15 protein-coding genes are annotated in these 14,995 nt (G+C 55.6%); 2 read left to right on the top strand and 13 right to left on the bottom strand.

What is annotated here, in order from left to right:
- Positions 1 to 10: 10 nt before the first annotated feature.
- From mprA to F3J26_RS20275, 11 genes are all read right to left on the bottom strand, one after another.
- Positions 11 to 541, bottom strand: coding sequence for a transcriptional repressor MprA (mprA, locus tag F3J26_RS20225; RefSeq protein ID WP_008458241.1), 531 nt, complete (start codon positions 539 to 541; stop codon positions 11 to 13).
- Between the two features lie 445 nt (positions 542 to 986).
- On the bottom strand, positions 987 to 2,165 hold the full coding sequence (locus tag F3J26_RS20230) for an MFS transporter (RefSeq protein WP_008458239.1): 1,179 nt from the start codon (positions 2,163 to 2,165) through the stop codon (positions 987 to 989).
- Positions 2,166 to 2,373: 208 nt separating this feature from the next.
- Positions 2,374 to 3,366, bottom strand: coding sequence for a glycine betaine/L-proline ABC transporter substrate-binding protein ProX (proX, locus tag F3J26_RS20235; RefSeq protein WP_166995652.1), 993 nt, complete (start codon positions 3,364 to 3,366; stop codon positions 2,374 to 2,376).
- Positions 3,367 to 3,421: 55 nt separating this feature from the next.
- Positions 3,422 to 4,501 carry a glycine betaine/L-proline ABC transporter permease ProW gene (gene proW / locus F3J26_RS20240; protein WP_166995654.1) on the bottom strand — a complete coding sequence of 360 codons (1,080 nt, stop codon included), beginning with the start codon at positions 4,499 to 4,501 and terminating at the stop codon, positions 3,422 to 3,424.
- Positions 4,498 to 5,697 carry a glycine betaine/L-proline ABC transporter ATP-binding protein ProV gene (gene proV, locus F3J26_RS20245; RefSeq protein WP_166995656.1) on the bottom strand — a complete coding sequence of 400 codons (1,200 nt, stop codon included), beginning with the start codon at positions 5,695 to 5,697 and terminating at the stop codon, positions 4,498 to 4,500. Before proV ends, proW begins: the two co-directional genes overlap by 4 nt.
- A gap of 255 nt (positions 5,698 to 5,952) precedes the next feature.
- Entirely contained in the window at positions 5,953 to 7,143 is a 1,191-nt protein-coding gene (locus tag F3J26_RS20250) for an alginate lyase family protein (protein ID WP_166995658.1), read from the bottom strand.
- 34 nt (positions 7,144 to 7,177) lie between these two features.
- A complete protein-coding gene (nrdF, locus tag F3J26_RS20255; protein ID WP_166879019.1) occupies positions 7,178 to 8,140 on the bottom strand; it encodes a class 1b ribonucleoside-diphosphate reductase subunit beta in 963 nt (320 codons plus the stop codon).
- Between the two features lie 34 nt (positions 8,141 to 8,174).
- Entirely contained in the window at positions 8,175 to 10,319 is a 2,145-nt protein-coding gene (gene nrdE, locus F3J26_RS20260; RefSeq protein ID WP_166995661.1) for a class 1b ribonucleoside-diphosphate reductase subunit alpha, read from the bottom strand.
- The gene (gene nrdI, locus F3J26_RS20265; protein ID WP_008458227.1) at positions 10,292 to 10,702 is read right to left on the bottom strand and encodes a class Ib ribonucleoside-diphosphate reductase assembly flavoprotein NrdI; all 411 of its coding nucleotides are present in this window, start codon (positions 10,700 to 10,702) and stop codon (positions 10,292 to 10,294) included. The genes nrdE and nrdI overlap by 28 nt, the downstream gene beginning before the upstream one ends.
- Positions 10,699 to 10,935, bottom strand: a complete 237-nt coding sequence (nrdH, locus tag F3J26_RS20270) for a glutaredoxin-like protein NrdH (protein WP_008458226.1) — start codon at positions 10,933 to 10,935, stop codon at positions 10,699 to 10,701. Before nrdH ends, nrdI begins: the two co-directional genes overlap by 4 nt.
- A gap of 730 nt (positions 10,936 to 11,665) precedes the next feature.
- Positions 11,666 to 12,097, bottom strand: coding sequence for a carboxymuconolactone decarboxylase family protein (locus tag F3J26_RS20275; RefSeq protein ID WP_166995663.1), 432 nt, complete (start codon positions 12,095 to 12,097; stop codon positions 11,666 to 11,668).
- Between the two features lie 87 nt (positions 12,098 to 12,184).
- Here F3J26_RS20275 and pdxR point away from each other — a divergent pair, with 87 nt between their 5' ends.
- Positions 12,185 to 13,561, top strand: a complete 1,377-nt coding sequence (pdxR, locus tag F3J26_RS20280) for a MocR-like pyridoxine biosynthesis transcription factor PdxR (RefSeq protein WP_166995665.1) — start codon at positions 12,185 to 12,187, stop codon at positions 13,559 to 13,561.
- A gap of 71 nt (positions 13,562 to 13,632) precedes the next feature.
- On the opposite strand, the gene F3J26_RS20285 is transcribed toward pdxR, so the two are convergent.
- The gene (locus F3J26_RS20285) at positions 13,633 to 13,962 is read right to left on the bottom strand and encodes a DUF883 family protein (RefSeq protein ID WP_008458223.1); all 330 of its coding nucleotides are present in this window, start codon (positions 13,960 to 13,962) and stop codon (positions 13,633 to 13,635) included.
- A gap of 160 nt (positions 13,963 to 14,122) precedes the next feature.
- Between F3J26_RS20285 and F3J26_RS20290 the strand changes: the two genes are divergently transcribed.
- A complete protein-coding gene (locus F3J26_RS20290; protein WP_008458222.1) occupies positions 14,123 to 14,467 on the top strand; it encodes a DUF2002 family protein in 345 nt (114 codons plus the stop codon).
- A 43-nt stretch (positions 14,468 to 14,510) separates the two neighbouring features.
- Here F3J26_RS20290 and F3J26_RS20295 read toward each other — a convergent pair whose 3' ends face one another.
- A complete protein-coding gene (locus F3J26_RS20295) occupies positions 14,511 to 14,966 on the bottom strand; it encodes an L-alanine exporter AlaE (RefSeq protein WP_008458221.1) in 456 nt (151 codons plus the stop codon).
- Between the last annotated feature and the right edge of the window lie 29 nt (positions 14,967 to 14,995).

Below are 14,995 nucleotides of genomic sequence, written 5' to 3' on the forward strand. Positions count from 1 at the left end.
CGGTAAAAGCTTAGCTCAGAGCTTCAAGGATCACTTTGTCCTCTTCCATCTGGTCGAGGCGGTTGAGCAGCTTACGGGTGATTGTTTCCAGCTGTGTTTTTTCGTCAGCATCCAGAGCGGACCACAGTTGATGCAGGCAGTTATGCTGCGGTGGCAGGACCTGTCTCAGGAATTCGTGACCTTTTTCGGTCAAATGCAGATGCAGGCAGCGGCGGTCATTGTCGCTTTCACGGCGCTCAATCCAGCCGCGTTTTTCCAGCTCATCGGCAATACGCGTGGCGTTGGTGCGGGATGAACCCAGCGCGCAGCTCAGCTCAGAAGGCTGGATGCTGTGATTTTCCTGGGACTCAAGGGTAATGAGTGCCATGAATAAGGTCTCGTTGATCCCCTGCGCCTTCAGCATCTTATTGCGGTTTTCCAGCAGTTTACCCTGCATGTGCATACAAAGACGCGTCAACAGAACTTCCTGGTACGGGAACTCCTGATAACGTTTGGCGCGGAACTTCAGCATTTGTTCTATGGGCGTGAACGAACTATCCATTTTGGCATAACCTCATTAGTTGCAGCCGATATAGTAACGATGGTGACAAATAAAGTAAATGTATTATTTATACGTTTGTATACGTTTATATACGTTTGGTTGTTGCCACCATCGGCGTAAACCACGCTAAGCCGTAGCCCAGAGTGCTAAGCAGCGTGGGGAGAGAAAATGGGTTTCGAGTGGTATAACGGCGTTTAACGGCAGCGAAGCCGGAGGCTTTGTGCCTTGAGGACAGGAGAAATGGCAATGGAAACGCTGCTTTCAGACTGAAGAACAATTCCGCCCCGTGGCGGTTGTCAGCTGAAACAGTTGCGGGTCTATCCATATAGGGTGTTAATAAATAACCTACGTTAATGTCACTCGAATTAGTAAACGGGGACAACCTTAACAGACTGTCCCCGCCATTACATCTTCAATTTCCCTTACGGGAAGCGACAATATTGCGCTAATCGGCCTGCCGCTGGTATCCGCGCCACCACACTACCAAATTTAGTAGGGCGACGCTGGCGCCGGCAATGCACACCCCGTTCCAGCCGGCATGTTGGTAAGCGCTCGCTGAAATCAAAGAACCCGCCGCGCCGCCGATGAAGTAGCTGGTCATGTACCCGGCGGTCAGTCGGTTACGGGCTTCCGGCATCATGCGGTATATCAGGCTCTGGTTGGTGATGTGGACGCCCTGGACGGTGAGATCCAGCACCAGGATACCCACAATCAGGGCGAGGGCAGAGAACTGACCAAAAGCGATTGCGGCCCAGGAAAGTAACAGCAGCAGCAGACCAATGGTGGTGGTGTGATGCCCTTTGCCCTTATCAACCAGCCCGCCTGCGGGACGAGCGCCGAGCGCGCCAGCGGCTCCCGCAAGGCCGAACAGGCCGATAACCCCTTCGGAATAGTTAAACGGCGGCGAGGCCAGCAGGAACGCCATCGACGTCCAGAGAATGCTGAAGTTGGCGAAGGTCAGGCAGCCCAGCAAGGCGCGGGTGCGCAGCAGGCTGTTTTTAATAAACAGGCTGAAGATTGAGGTCAGCAGTTGCGGGTAGTTGAGGTGGCTGTCCTGCTTCACCTGCGGCAGCCCGCGCCACAGGGCCAGCGCCATCAGCGCCATCAGCACGCTGGCAACCCAATAAACGGTGCGCCAGCCGCCAAGGCTTGCCAATAAACCCGCGACGGTTCGCGCCAGCAGAATCCCGAGCAGCAGCCCGCTCATGATAGTCCCGACAACCTTCCCGCGCTTTTCCGGTGCCGCGAGCGTCGCGGCAAACGGCACAAGAATCTGCGCGACCACGGAGAAGAGCCCGGTCAGCGCGGTGCCCAGAATCATCATCCACAGGGACTGGCTGGTGGCGGTAATCAGCATCCCACCGGCTGCCAGCAGCGTCATAAAGACGATCAGCCCCCGGCGCTCGAACATATCCCCAAGCGGCACCAGCAGCAACAGTCCTGCGGCATAGCCGAGCTGTGCAGTGGTAACGATAAATCCGGCCTGATTCACCGAGAGCGAAAAGGCGTTTGCGATGGTGTCGAGCAGCGGCTGCGCGTAGTAGTTGCTGGCAACCGCGAGGCCGGTCGCGACGGACATCAGGACGATCAGCGCCGGGCTGAGTCCGTGAGTATTGTTTTTCATTATTATCTTCAACTTGCCAAAGAGAGGTCTGAATAATAGCGAAAAATGATGACAGCAGAAGCGAAGGTGGGTGTCGGATCGTGCGGTTATTGACCCTCACCCCGGCCCTCTCCCTGGAAGGGAGAGGGAGAAAAGAAGGAGAAGAGAAAAGGTGTTTGTCTGTTTATCCCCTCTCCCTTTTGGGGAGAGGGTCAGGGTGAGGGGCGGTTTATTTCGCCGCCAGTGCCTCTTTCACCCAGCCGTCAAACTGCGCCTGGTGCGCCTTAATCCAGCCGTCGACGTGGCCGTTAATGTCGGCCTCAGAAGACTTACCGTTATGCATCATCGCATTCTGGGCATTGATATCCGCCAGCGGCAATTTCATGACGGCAAACAGCTTCGCCGCCTGTGGGTTTTTCTCGGCCCAGGCCTTGTTGGCAACAATGTGCATGGTGTTCACCGGGAAGCCGTAGTTCGCCCCGTTAGGCAGTTTAGTATCAATATCTTTCTGCTCGCCCGGCAGGGAAGAGAACGGCACCTGCAGCCACACCACGTCTTTGCCCGGCTTCAGCACATCGCTCACCCAGTACGGTGTCCAGGTGTAATACAGCACCGGCTTACCTTCTTTGAAGCGCGCGATAGTGTCGGCCATCATCGCCGAGTAGTTGCCGTGGTTCACGGTCACGGTATTCGCCAGCTTATAGGCTTCATTCTGGTGATTAATCACCGCCTCGCAGCCCCAGCCTGGCGTACAGCCCATCATGTCAGCTTTGCCGTCGCCGTTGCTGTCGAACAGTTTGGCGATTTTCGGATCTTTAAGCTGCTCGATATTGGTGATGTGGTACTGGTCAGCGGTTTTCTTATCAATAAGGTAGCCCTGAGCCGCGCCGGTCACGAAGGTGCCTTCCCGGTAGAATTTCTTGCTCCCGCCCGCAGCGGCGTACATATCATCATGCAGCGGCTGCCAGTTAACGGCGGTGAAGGTGGCGTCGCCGGAAGCGATAGAGGTGTAGCCTACGTTATAGTCCACCTCGCTTGGCTTGTTCACGGTGTAGCCCATTTTCTCCAGCGCGCGGCTGACCAGCAGGGTCTGGAAGCTTTCTTCGGCGATGGTGCTCTGTACCGGCTGAACGGTAATGCCTTTGCCCGGCAGGTCTGCGGCAAAAGCGCTGGTGGTAACGAGTGTCGCAAGAGCTGTGGCTAAAATAGCGTTGTGTCGCATCGTTATTCCTTTTTAATGGTGATGGGGCGAGGGGCGGCCGAAGCCGCCGCCAGGCTTATTTCATGAAGGGACGGGTCACAAGACCCAGCGGGCCGGTGGTATACCAGCGGCGGTTGCCACGGGAGCGGGAATCGCGCCCAATGGACTGAGTCAGGCGGTCGAGAATAATGGCCAGGATCACGATCCCCACGCCACCGACCGTAGCCAGACCCATATCAAGACGGCCAATGCCGCGCAGAACCATCTGGCCGAGCCCTCCCACGGCAATCATCGACGCGATAACCACCATCGACAGCGCCAGCATCAGCGTCTGGTTAACGCCGGCCATAATGGTTGGCATCGCCAGCGGAAGCTGCACTTTGAACAACATCTGGCGCGGGCTGGCACCGAATGAGCGCGCCGCTTCGACCAAATCTTCCGGCACATGCTTAATGCCCAGGATAGTCAGGCGCACGATAGGCGGCAGGGCAAAGATAATCGTCACCACCACGCCAGGCACGTTGCCGATGCCGAACAGCATCACGATAGGCACCAGGTAAACAAACGCCGGGGTGGTCTGCATGGCATCCAGCAAGGGGCGAACGATTTTCGCCGCACGTTCGCTGCGCGCCAGCCAAATCCCGAGAGGCAGGCCTAGCACCATACAAAACAGCAGGGCCGTCAGCACCAGCGCGAGAGTGACCATCGCCTGCGACCAGGCCCCAATCGCGCCAATGGCGACCAGCGAGATCAGCGTGGCGACGCCCATGCCGAGACTGGACATTTGCCAGGCAATCAGCGCAAAGACGATAATCGCGACCGGCGCGGGCATCCCCAAAAGCAGCTGCTGGAAGCCGCTGAGAATATAATCCACCGGTACGCGAATGCCCTGGAACACCGGGCGGAAATGGGTCACCACCCAGTCGATCCCCTCCGTCACCCAGCTGTCGAGAGGGATCAGCGTTTTGTGGAACGGATCCAGAATATTGAAATGTTCAGGCGCGGCTGCCGGGGCCGAATTCAGCCAGTCAGCGCCTCCGCTGGTGGCCGCATCCGACGCCGGAGCGCCCCATGCGTCTGCAGAACCTGTTGCCTGACTGGTTGCGGCGTCTGTTGCCGCGCTGCCGGTATCCCATGGATTAGTTGCGTCACTCATTGACTTGCCCCCTCACGATCTAATGCCTGCAGTAGCACCCCTTTTGAGATGATGCCCACGTACTGCCCCTCTTCGCTGACCACCGGCACCGCGCACGGAGCCTGGCCGACATGAGAGAGCAGATCGCTCAGCGAGGTTTCGGCGGAAACCGCCTCCGGGGAAGCCAGAAACGCATGGTCCAGACCTTCGCCCGCCGCCAGTGCCGCTTTTAGTGAATCGGTAGAGACGATGCCAAGGAATTTTTGTCCGCGCTCAATGACATAGCCATATTCGCGGTCGTCATCCTGCAGCAGTTTCAGCGCCGAACGAGGGCCAAAGCCGCTGGTTTTACGCAGTAGCCCAGCCGGGCTGCGGCGGGCAATATCTTTGGCGCTAAAGACCTGGCTGATGTCCACGCCGCGGAAGAAGGTGCGCACGTAATCGTTGGCCGGATTATTTAAGATTTCATCCGGCGTACCGACCTGCACCACTTCGCCGCCCTGCATAATGGCAATGCGATCGCCAATACGCATGGCTTCGTCGAGATCGTGGGAAATAAACACGATGGTGCGCTGATGTTTTGCCTGTAGCTTAATTAATTCGTCCTGCATTTCGGTCCGAATTAAGGGGTCAAGCGCGGAGAAGGCTTCATCCATAAGTAATATGTCTGGATTTATGGCCAGCGCACGGGCTAGACCTACGCGCTGACGCATCCCGCCGGACAATTCATCGGGGTAAGCATGGGCATAATTCTCAAGTCCGACCTGACGTAGCGCATCCAGCGCTTTTTCATGCCGTTCATTGACCGGAATTCCCGCAAGCTCCATACCGAAAGCGGCATTATTTAACACCGTCATATGCGGCATTAAAGCAAAGGACTGGAAGACCATTGCGATCTTTTTTTTGCGCACCTCGCGGAGTTCTGAGTCTGATATTTTGGCAATATCAATGCCGTCAATCAGTACCTGTCCACGGGTGGGTTCAATCAGGCGATTGAGAAGGCGAACCATGGTGGATTTTCCTGAGCCGGACAACCCCATGATGACAAAAATCTCGCCTTCTTCAATGGCCAGACTGGCGTCTTTTACGCCAAGCGACAGACCCGTTTTTTCCAGTAATTCACTCTTGGAAATGCCCTTCTCAATGTATTTGAACGCGCGCTGTGGATGTTCGCCAAATACTTTATATAAATTCTTCACTTCTAATTTAATTGCCATGCAATAAACGGCTTCCTGTATTTAATTTATTTATAGATGATTCCTGATGGAAATAATGACCGGTATATACCCTAACATACTAAGAATCTGAGGCAACCCTCGATTCTGTGATGTCAAAATATCCGCGCGATGAATGTGGGAGAAATTTCCCATGAGCACTGGCCTGAGAGGGAATAAGTGCGGTGGAATATTTTTTGTCAATGAGGTGAATATTCAGCCTGAATTTGGGTGATTCAGGCTGAAATGACAGGCGTATTACGGCTGAGCAATTAAATTAATGACGGCAGTTTTATTCCGGTTAAGCAGCCATTGGGCTTTGTCTTTAAATGTATTATTTTCCCGCCAGGCATGTGCCGCGGTCACCATATTTTCCAGCGCCTCATCGGGCTTGAACGGCTCGATATTGGGGTACGGCCACGGGGTTTGGCTATCGACAAACTGGGCGATGTAAAGGTAGCCATTTTGCAGGCTGTGTTCACCGCTTTTGGCCTGCCAGACGTTGACCCCAACTTTTTCACCCAACAGCCCTAACGGGTTCCAGGCATCGAGAATAAAGTTGCTGTAGTGCCAGGAACGCGTGCGCTCAATTTCCGTCACCGGCACGCCTTTGGCGTCAAATTGCACCGGAATGCGCTGGGTGGCAGAAATCAAACGCTGTTTGGCCGCGTCCTTATCCCCCAGCCACAGGGCAATCGCGGCGGCCTGAACGTCGTACCAGGTGCCATGATTATTTTCAGCCGCAGCCTCTTTTTGGCCGTTTTCGCTGGTGGTCAGCCACTGGTAATAATCCCGGTACCACTGCCTGAGCGAGCGCCAGGTTTTATCATCCAGCTTTCCGCCGTCGTGCAGCAGCTCAATGGCATCAATAAGCCGCACAAAGCCGCGTCCGTCGAGAATACCAGTGCCGCGCACGCCTTTTCTCCCGGGAATGGTTTGGGCGTGAGCGAGATTCGGCGTCATCCGGGTTTCCGGCGTGATAAACCAATTCACCAGCTGCTGGCGGGCTTTTTCCGCGTAGGTATCTTTACCGGATAGCTGCCAGGCCAGCGCCAGATTCCATACGTCATCGGTCATGCTGTTCAGGCGGGCTTTATCGCTTTGCTTGCCGACGGCGACGGGATTGATCTGGCCATCTTTTCGCACCCACGGCAGGCCGTCGGGGCTTTTAGGATCGGGCCACCAGTAGTCAGAAAAGCTGTAATAGTCGTGAGGATCGCCTGCCGGTGCGCCGGGGCTTTTTTGGGTGATGCTGTAGAGCGGATGAATTAGCGCCTGGTCGGCTTTATGCTTAAGGGCTTGCCAGGCGGGCATCAGGGCCGGGTTTTGCTGGCTAATCTCTTGCTTACTGTGCGCCAGCTGTGCCGTGTCCAGCAGCAGCGGGGCGCCAAAGGCTAACGGTGCGCTGCCGCAAAGCAGCGCCAAAACAGAACAACGAAATAACGACATAGGCCACCTCGCAAAATGCTCAACGGCCAGATTACTAGAAATCCCAGTCCTCGTCCTCGGTTTCCACCGCCTTGCCCATTACGTAGGAGGAGCCTGAGCCGGAGAAAAAATCGTGGTTCTCATCGGCATTGGGGGACAACGCCGCGAGAATGGCCGGGTTAACTTCCGCCATCTCCGCCGGGAACAGCGCCTGGTAGCCCAGGTTCATTAGCGCTTTATTGGCGTTGTAGCTCAGAAACGCCTTCACTTCGTCTTCCCAGCCCAGTTCACGGTAAAGCGTTTCGCTGTACGCCAGCTCGTTATCGTAGAGATCCATCAGCAGATCGAGGGCAAAGTTTTGCAGCTCGGTCTGGCGCTCGGGGCTCTGCTGCGCCAGCGCTTTCTGGTACTTGTAGCCGATGTAGTAGCCGTGCACCGCCTCGTCGCGGATGATCAGCCGAATGAGATCGGCGGTGTTGGTCAGCTTGCCGCGGCTGGAGTAATACATCGGCAGCCAGAAGCCGGAGTAAAACAGGAAGGACTCGAGAAATACGCTGGCAATTTTCTTCTTCAGCGGGTCGTTGTCCCGGTAATGGCCCAGAATAATCGAGGCTTTACGCTGCAGGGCTTCATTCTGCTCGCTCCAGTCGTAGGCGGCGTCCACATCTTTGGTCTGGCAGAGCGTAGAAAATATCGAGCTGTAGGAACGGGCATGCACCGCTTCCATAAAGCTGATATTCGACATCACCGCCTCTTCGTGTGGCGTCAGCGAATCGGCCATCAGCGCGGGGGCACCCACGGTATTCTGAATAGTGTCCAGCAGCGTCAGGCCGGTAAACACGCGGATAACGAGCTGCTGCTCCTGCTCGCTGAGCGATTGCCAGGCCGGAATATCATTAGAGAGCGGCACCTTCTCCGGCAGCCAGAAGTTACTGGTCAGGCGGTTCCAGACCTCGAGGTCTTTATCGTCCTCGATTTTGTTCCAGTTGATGGCGCTTACGCGCGTCAGTTGCGTCATTTTCTTTCCTTGTCCTTTAGCCTGGTACTTTGCGTTATAGCGCGCAGGACACACAGCCCTGCACCTCTGTGCCTTCCAGCGCCAGCTGCCGCAGACGAATGTAGTAGAGCGTTTTAATGCCTTTCTTCCAGGCATAAATCTGCGCTTTATTGATGTCGCGGGTGGTGGCGGTATCGCGGAAGAACAGCGTCAGCGAAAGCCCCTGGTCAACGTGTCGGGTGGCCTCGGCGTAGGTGTCGATGATCTTTTCCGGGCCGATATCGTAGGCGTCCTGGTAAAACTCAAGATTGTCGTTGGTCATAAACGGGGCGGGGTAGTACACACGCCCGGTTTTACCTTCTTTACGGATCTCAATCCGGGAGACAATCGGGTGGATGCTCGAAGTCGCGTGATTGATGTAAGAGATTGATCCCGTCGGCGGGATAGCCTGCAAATTCTGGTTATACAGGCCGTGCTCGCGTACGTCGTCGCATAGCTGCTGCCACTGTTCGCGCCCTGGAATCGCAATCCCTGCTTTGGCAAACAGCGCCCGGACTTTCTCCGTTTTTGGCTCCCACGTTTGTTCGAGGTACTGTCGGAAATATTCGCCGCTGGCATAGCGCGACTGTTCGAAACCGGCAAAACGCTGCTGTCGCTCCCGGGCTAAAGCGTTGGAAGCGCGAAGCGCGTGCCAGGTGATGGTGTAGAAGTAGATATTGGTGAAATCCAGTCCTTCGGCTGAGCCGTAGGCAATGCCCTCGCGCGCCAGGTAGCCGTGCAGGTTCATTTGCCCGAGGCCAATAGCGTGGGAGGCGGCATTCCCGGCTTCAACCGACGGCACCGAGCGAATATGGCTCATATCAGACACCGCCGTCAGGCCGCGAATGGCGGTCTCCACGGTGCGGCCAAAATCCTCAGAGTCCATGGCATGGGCGATGTTCAGCGAACCAAGGTTGCAGGATATGTCTTTGCCCGTTTGCGCGTAATCCAGGTTTTCATCGTAGGTCGAGGCGCTGTTTACCTGCAAAATTTCCGAGCAGAGGTTACTCATGTTAATACGCCCGGCAATCGGGTTGGCCCGGTTAACCGTGTCCTCAAACATGATGTACGGGTAGCCGGACTCAAACTGGATCTCCGCCAGCGTCTGGAAGAAGTCGCGAGCGTTGATCCAGCTCTTACGAATCCGATCGTCCTCCACCATTTGCTGATAAAGATCGTTGACGCTGATGTCGCCAAACGGCTTGCCGTAGATTCTTTCCACGTCGTAAGGCGAAAACAGCGCCATCTGCTGATTGGTTTTGGCTAGCTGGAAGGTGATATCCGGAATAGTCACCCCGAGCGACAGCGTTTTAATGCGGATCTTCTCATCGGCATTTTCCCGCTTGGTATCGAGGAAGCGCAGGATATCCGGGTGGTGCGCGTTGAGGTAAACCGCGCCCGCGCCCTGGCGTGCGCCAAGCTGGTTGGCGTAGGAAAACGCGTCTTCCAGCATCTTCATTACCGGGATCACGCCCGATGACTGGTTTTCAATGCGTTTGATGGGCGCCCCGGCTTCACGCAGGTTGGAAAGCAGGAAGGCAACGCCGCCGCCACGTTTGGACAGCTGGAGCGCCGAGTTAACCGCGCGGCCAATCGACTCCATATTGTCTTCAATCCGCAGCAGGAAGCAGGAAACCAGCTCGCCCCGCTGCTTCTTACCGCAGTTGAGGAACGTTGGCGTGGCAGGCTGGAAACGGCCGCTGAGCATCTCTTCCATCAGGCGTGTGGCAAGCGGCTCATCTCCCTGCGCCAGGGTCAATGCCACCATGCAAACGCGATCCGGGAAATGTTCCAGATAGTGCTTCCCGTCCCAGGTTTTCAGGGTGTAGCTGGTGTAGTACTTCCACGCGCCTAAAAAGGTCTGGAACTGAAAGCCGCTGCCGTGCGCTCTGTCGAACAGTTCAAGGATAAACGGGCGCGAATAGCGGGTTAGCACGGCATCGTCGTAATAGTGCTCGGCCACCAGATAGTCCAGCTTCGCCTGCCGGCTAGGGAAGCTGACGGTGTTCGGTAAGACGTGCTGTGCAAAGAAGCTTTCCACGGCCCGTTTGTCTTTATCAAACTGGATGTTTCCCTCTTTGTCATAGAGGTTGAGCATGGCGTTCAGGGCGTGGTAGTCCACGCTTTCCGTTGCTAAACGGACTGCTTCTGTCGTTGCCAAAATTCGCTTACTCCCTTACGCACGTTGTCGATGTCTTGCGGGGTGCCCAGTAGCTCAAAACGGTAGAGGTAAGGCACCTGGCATTTTTGTGAAATGACGTCCCCGGCCCGGCAAAACCCTTCGCCAAAACTGCGGTTACCGCTGGCGATCACGCCGCGGATCAGCGCGCGATTGTTCGGGTTGTTCAGGAAGCGGATCACCTGCGGCGGTACCGCCCCGGCAATGCCGCCGCCGCCATAGCTGGGCACGATTAAAATGTAGGGTTCCGTCACTTCCAGGCGCGCTTTTACCTCCAGGGGAATGCGTAAGGCGGGCAGTCCCAGGCGTTCGATAAAACGCAGGGTGTTTTCCGACTCGCTGGAGAAGTAGACGAGGGTGCTCATGCGCTGGCAGCAACGCACAGGCGATTGATCATATCCGGGCGAAAACCACTCCAGCTTTCGGCTTCGGTCACCACCACCGGCAGCTGACGAAAGCCTTTGGCCCGCAGGTCGTCAGCCGCTTCCGGATACTGATCAAGGTTGATCATGTCGAAGGCAAAACCCCGGCTCTCCATCGCCCGTTTTGTAGCATGACACTGAACACAGTCATCTTTAGTGTAAATAGTAATGCGCATGATTCGTATTTCCCTTTAGAATAATGGAACGCCGCATAAAGTGGACAGCGGGTGGTGTGTTCATACTGAAAGAAATACTAGATGTTGATTTTAAAATTTGCAACCACGCAAGATATAGTGTTTCTGTGATTTTTTGTAGGGGGTTGAAAAGTGTAGGGGAAGGGGGATCTTTTTCAGTAGAAAGAGCTTTATCTATGAAAGAACGGTTGAGATTCCGGTCACTTGTAATCCTGTTTCCTCTGCACGTTGAAAGCACGTGAACGTGTCAGGGGGCATTACGCCATGCCTCCTGACAACCCCCGGCGCCCGGCGAGCTCATCGCCGCTGAAGCGGTAAACCCACCGGTTATCACCCAAACATTCGGGGTCGTTCGCGATTCGTTCCCGACAGCTCAACCCCGTCTGAGTTGGGTCATAACCGGGGGCGCTGAGAGCCGGGAACAAGGGCGTGGCTGTAAGACTTGCAGCAACGTTAACGTCCCGTGTGGCTGCAGGTTAAAAGCGAGGCTCGGCTCCGGCTTAAATCGCCTCTGTTTTATCTCCGACCCAGGACTGGGAGATAAAACAGAGGCGATTTATTTCGCCGGGAGTCCGGGTTCTTAGGGGAGTGACGGTGACTCCCCTAAGACGCTCACCGTTACAGTGGCTGCATATCAAACAGGCCTGGAAGTGAACGTAATATTCTCCAGGCTACATAGAACGTGTTTGTGTCTCAAAGACAAAAAAATCTCTTACTGCCGCATCCCAATCGCAACGCGGTTAAACGCATTCATCATGCTGGCCGCCAGGGTCAAATCTACAATCTCCTCGGCGCTGAAAAACTGCAGCAGCGGCTGGTACACATCATCTCCGGCATTGCTGTCGGCAATCAGGGTGAGCGCTTCTGCCCATGCCAGCGCCGCACGTTCTTTCTCCGTAAACTGGTGGCTGACTTTCCAGCCCGCCAGTGAATCCAGCTTCACCTGGTCAACGCCGGATTTACGCAGCGCTTTGGCATGCATCTCCAGGCAATAGGCGCAGCCGTTAATCTGCGACACACGCAGGAAAACCAGCTCGATCAGCTCGTTGCTCAAGGGGCCATTTTCCAGCCCCTGCAGCGCCTGCCGCATCGGTTTGATCACGTTGGGGGAGAGTTCATAGTAAGGCTGACGTAATTCGATCATGGTGTGGCTCCTCAGGTTGGTGTGAGGACAATTTACCACTATGATGGACTATCAAAGAGAGCCATAAATTAACTAAAAAACCAGACCATGAAACAAAAATTTGCGCCGCTTACCGTGACCTCTCATCCCGCTCAGCCGCGCTACCAGCAAATTGCCCGTCAGCTAAAGCAGGCGATAAACAGCGGTGAACTGGCGGCAGGGAGTCGCCTGCCGTCCAGCCGGACGCTGGCGCTAGAGCTGGGGGTTGCCAGAGCCACGGTTGAGAACGCTTATGGCGACCTGGTGGCTCAGGGCTGGCTGGAGCGACGTGGGCAGGCGGGCACTTTTGTGAGTCCATCGGTGAAGCACGATCCCGGTGGTCAAAACATTTCGGCCGCTCATCCGCAGGGCGCGCCCAGGCCTTTTCAGATGGGGCTGCCCGCGCTGGATCTCTTCCCCCGGGCTATTTGGGCGAGGCTTATGGGGCGGCGTTTGCGGCAGCAAACTCGTTTTGACCTGATGCTGCCGGAACCCAGCGGGGAAGCCTCATTGAAGCAGGCGATTGTGGATTACCTGCGCTTCTCCCGCAGCATTGACTGCCAGCCGGAGCAAATCTTTATTACCCCCGGCTTCCAGGCTGGTATTGCCCTGATCCTCGCCACGCTTGCGCGGCCCGGGGATGGCATCTGGCTGGAAGATCCGGGCTACCGCTTTGTTCGGCCTGATTTTGTAAAAGCGGGGATGGCGATCCGGGCGATCCCCGTGGACGATGAGGGCATGCAGGTTGATTACGGCGTGAACCATTTTCCCAATGCCCGTTTTGCACTTTTGACGCCTGCGCACCAAAGTCCGTCAGGCGTGGCGCTCTCTCTTTCACGGCGACACGCGCTGCTGGAATGGGCCAGTCGGGAACAAAGCTGGATCATTGAAGATGATTACGACAGCGAGTTTCGCTACCACGGCAAGCCCTTGCCGCCGTTAAAAAGTCTGGACAGCCCGCAGAGGGTTATTTACGCGGGGACTTTCAGTAAGTCGATGTTTCCGGCCCTGCGTGTTGCATGGCTGGTGGTGCCTTCCCACGCGGTAGAAGATTTTCAGCGTCAGGCTCGCAGGCAACCCTGTACCGCTCCAATACTTATTCAGCAGGCTATCGCCGACTTCTTGCGGGAAGGGCATTTCTGGCGGCACTTAAAAAAAATGCGTCATTGCTACGCCGAACGCCGGTTATGGCTCGAGGAGGCGCTACGTGAGCAAGGGTTTACGGTTGTGCCTCAGGAAGGCGGCATTCAGATGGTGATGCAAGTCGAAGGTGACGAGTTGATTATCGAGGGCAAAGCCAGAGCCGCAGGACTTGCCGTCCAGGCACTCAGCCACTGGCGAATTGAACATCATGGGGCCGGTGGTTTGCTGCTGAGTTTTACCAATATCAGTTCGTATGAAATGGCCCAGCGCTATGCGCTTCAACTGCGGTTGGCCATAAAGTAAAAACCCCGGCGAATGGGGCCGGGGTTACAACGCGCATTTAGTCTCATTTATCGACTGTTAAACGCCTGGGGTTAGCGGCGTGACACCAGTAATGCCCCAAGGACAATACCTACCGCCGCGCCAATCCCCACGCTCTGCCAGGGTTTGTCGCGAACATAGGAATCTGCGCAGCCAACAGCATCTCGCGCGGCTTGCGTCACTCGGCCCTGATTACCGTTAATCCTTGCACGGGTCTCTTTCAGAAGCGCTTCGGCTTTTTTACGTGCGGCATCAACTTCATCTTTCGCATCACTGCCGAAGGATTTCAGTACATCTTCCAGCGTATCTGCCAGCTGACTGACATCGTTATTGATTTCGTCTACCTGATCGTCAACGTTATTTTTGTTTGCTCGGCTAGCCATTATTGTCTCCCTTTTTAAGATGTAACGCTAAGTGTAGACCATGGATTTTAGTTATGGGGCGGCGCAAAGCCTTTGCCGGCCTTTCTGGACAATTCCGAAAGCGTTGCCAATGCTGCTTATTGTATGGTTGCGATGCAGTAAATGATGACGAGGAAAATCTATGTATTTACGACCGGATGAGGTGGCCCGAGTGCTTGAGAAATCGGGTTTTACCATGGATGTGGTAACGGCAAAAACCTACGGCTACCGTCGTGGTGAGAATTACGTTTATGTTAACCGCGAAGCGCGCATGGGGCGCACCGCTCTGATTATTCACCCTACCCTGAGAGAGCGCAGCCAGTCGCTGGCCGAACCGGCTTCAGAGATGAAAACCTGCGATCACTACCAGCAGTTCCCGCTCTATCTTGCCGGCGAAACGCACGAGCACTACGGTATTCCGCATGGTTTCAGTTCCCGTATTGCGCTGGAAAGATATCTGACAGGGTTATTTGGCGAATCTGAATAAGTGAACGACTGGCTTCAGGCCAGTCGCCTTTGCATGCCGGGACTCAGGCGCCCGCTTTCACGCCCATCTGGCCGCTGACGCGAAACAGTCGGCGGCAGAAATCCAGGAAGTAGCCGTAAGCGGCACCCATCATCATCGACACCAACAGGTTCGAGGTCACGGCAGCCACAATCTGGTGCCAGTCAGCGCCCACGCTCCATAAAATCAGCACGTAAACCGGGGACTGGAAAGTCACATAAGCCAGCACGTCAGCCAGGTTTTTCGCCCAGCTCGCCGGGGTCATGCGGCGCGCGGTACGCATAAAGGCATCGCGGTAGAAGCCATAGGGCCAGGCGATAATAATGTTGACCGGCACGGCGACCAGGCGGGAAGAGAGCGACTGCTCGAAGGTCATGCCTGAGAGGAAGATCTCAATCATCATGTTCACTACCGAGCAATACACTACCATTGCAAAAATATCTGCGGCGGCATGGCGTAAGCGTGACTCAGGGGAAAACATAATGTTGACTCCGGTTTAAAAGTAGTCGC

It is taken from the genome of Enterobacter sp. Ap-867, from assembly GCF_011752855.1.
GTDB lineage: Bacteria > Pseudomonadota > Gammaproteobacteria > Enterobacterales > Enterobacteriaceae > Cedecea.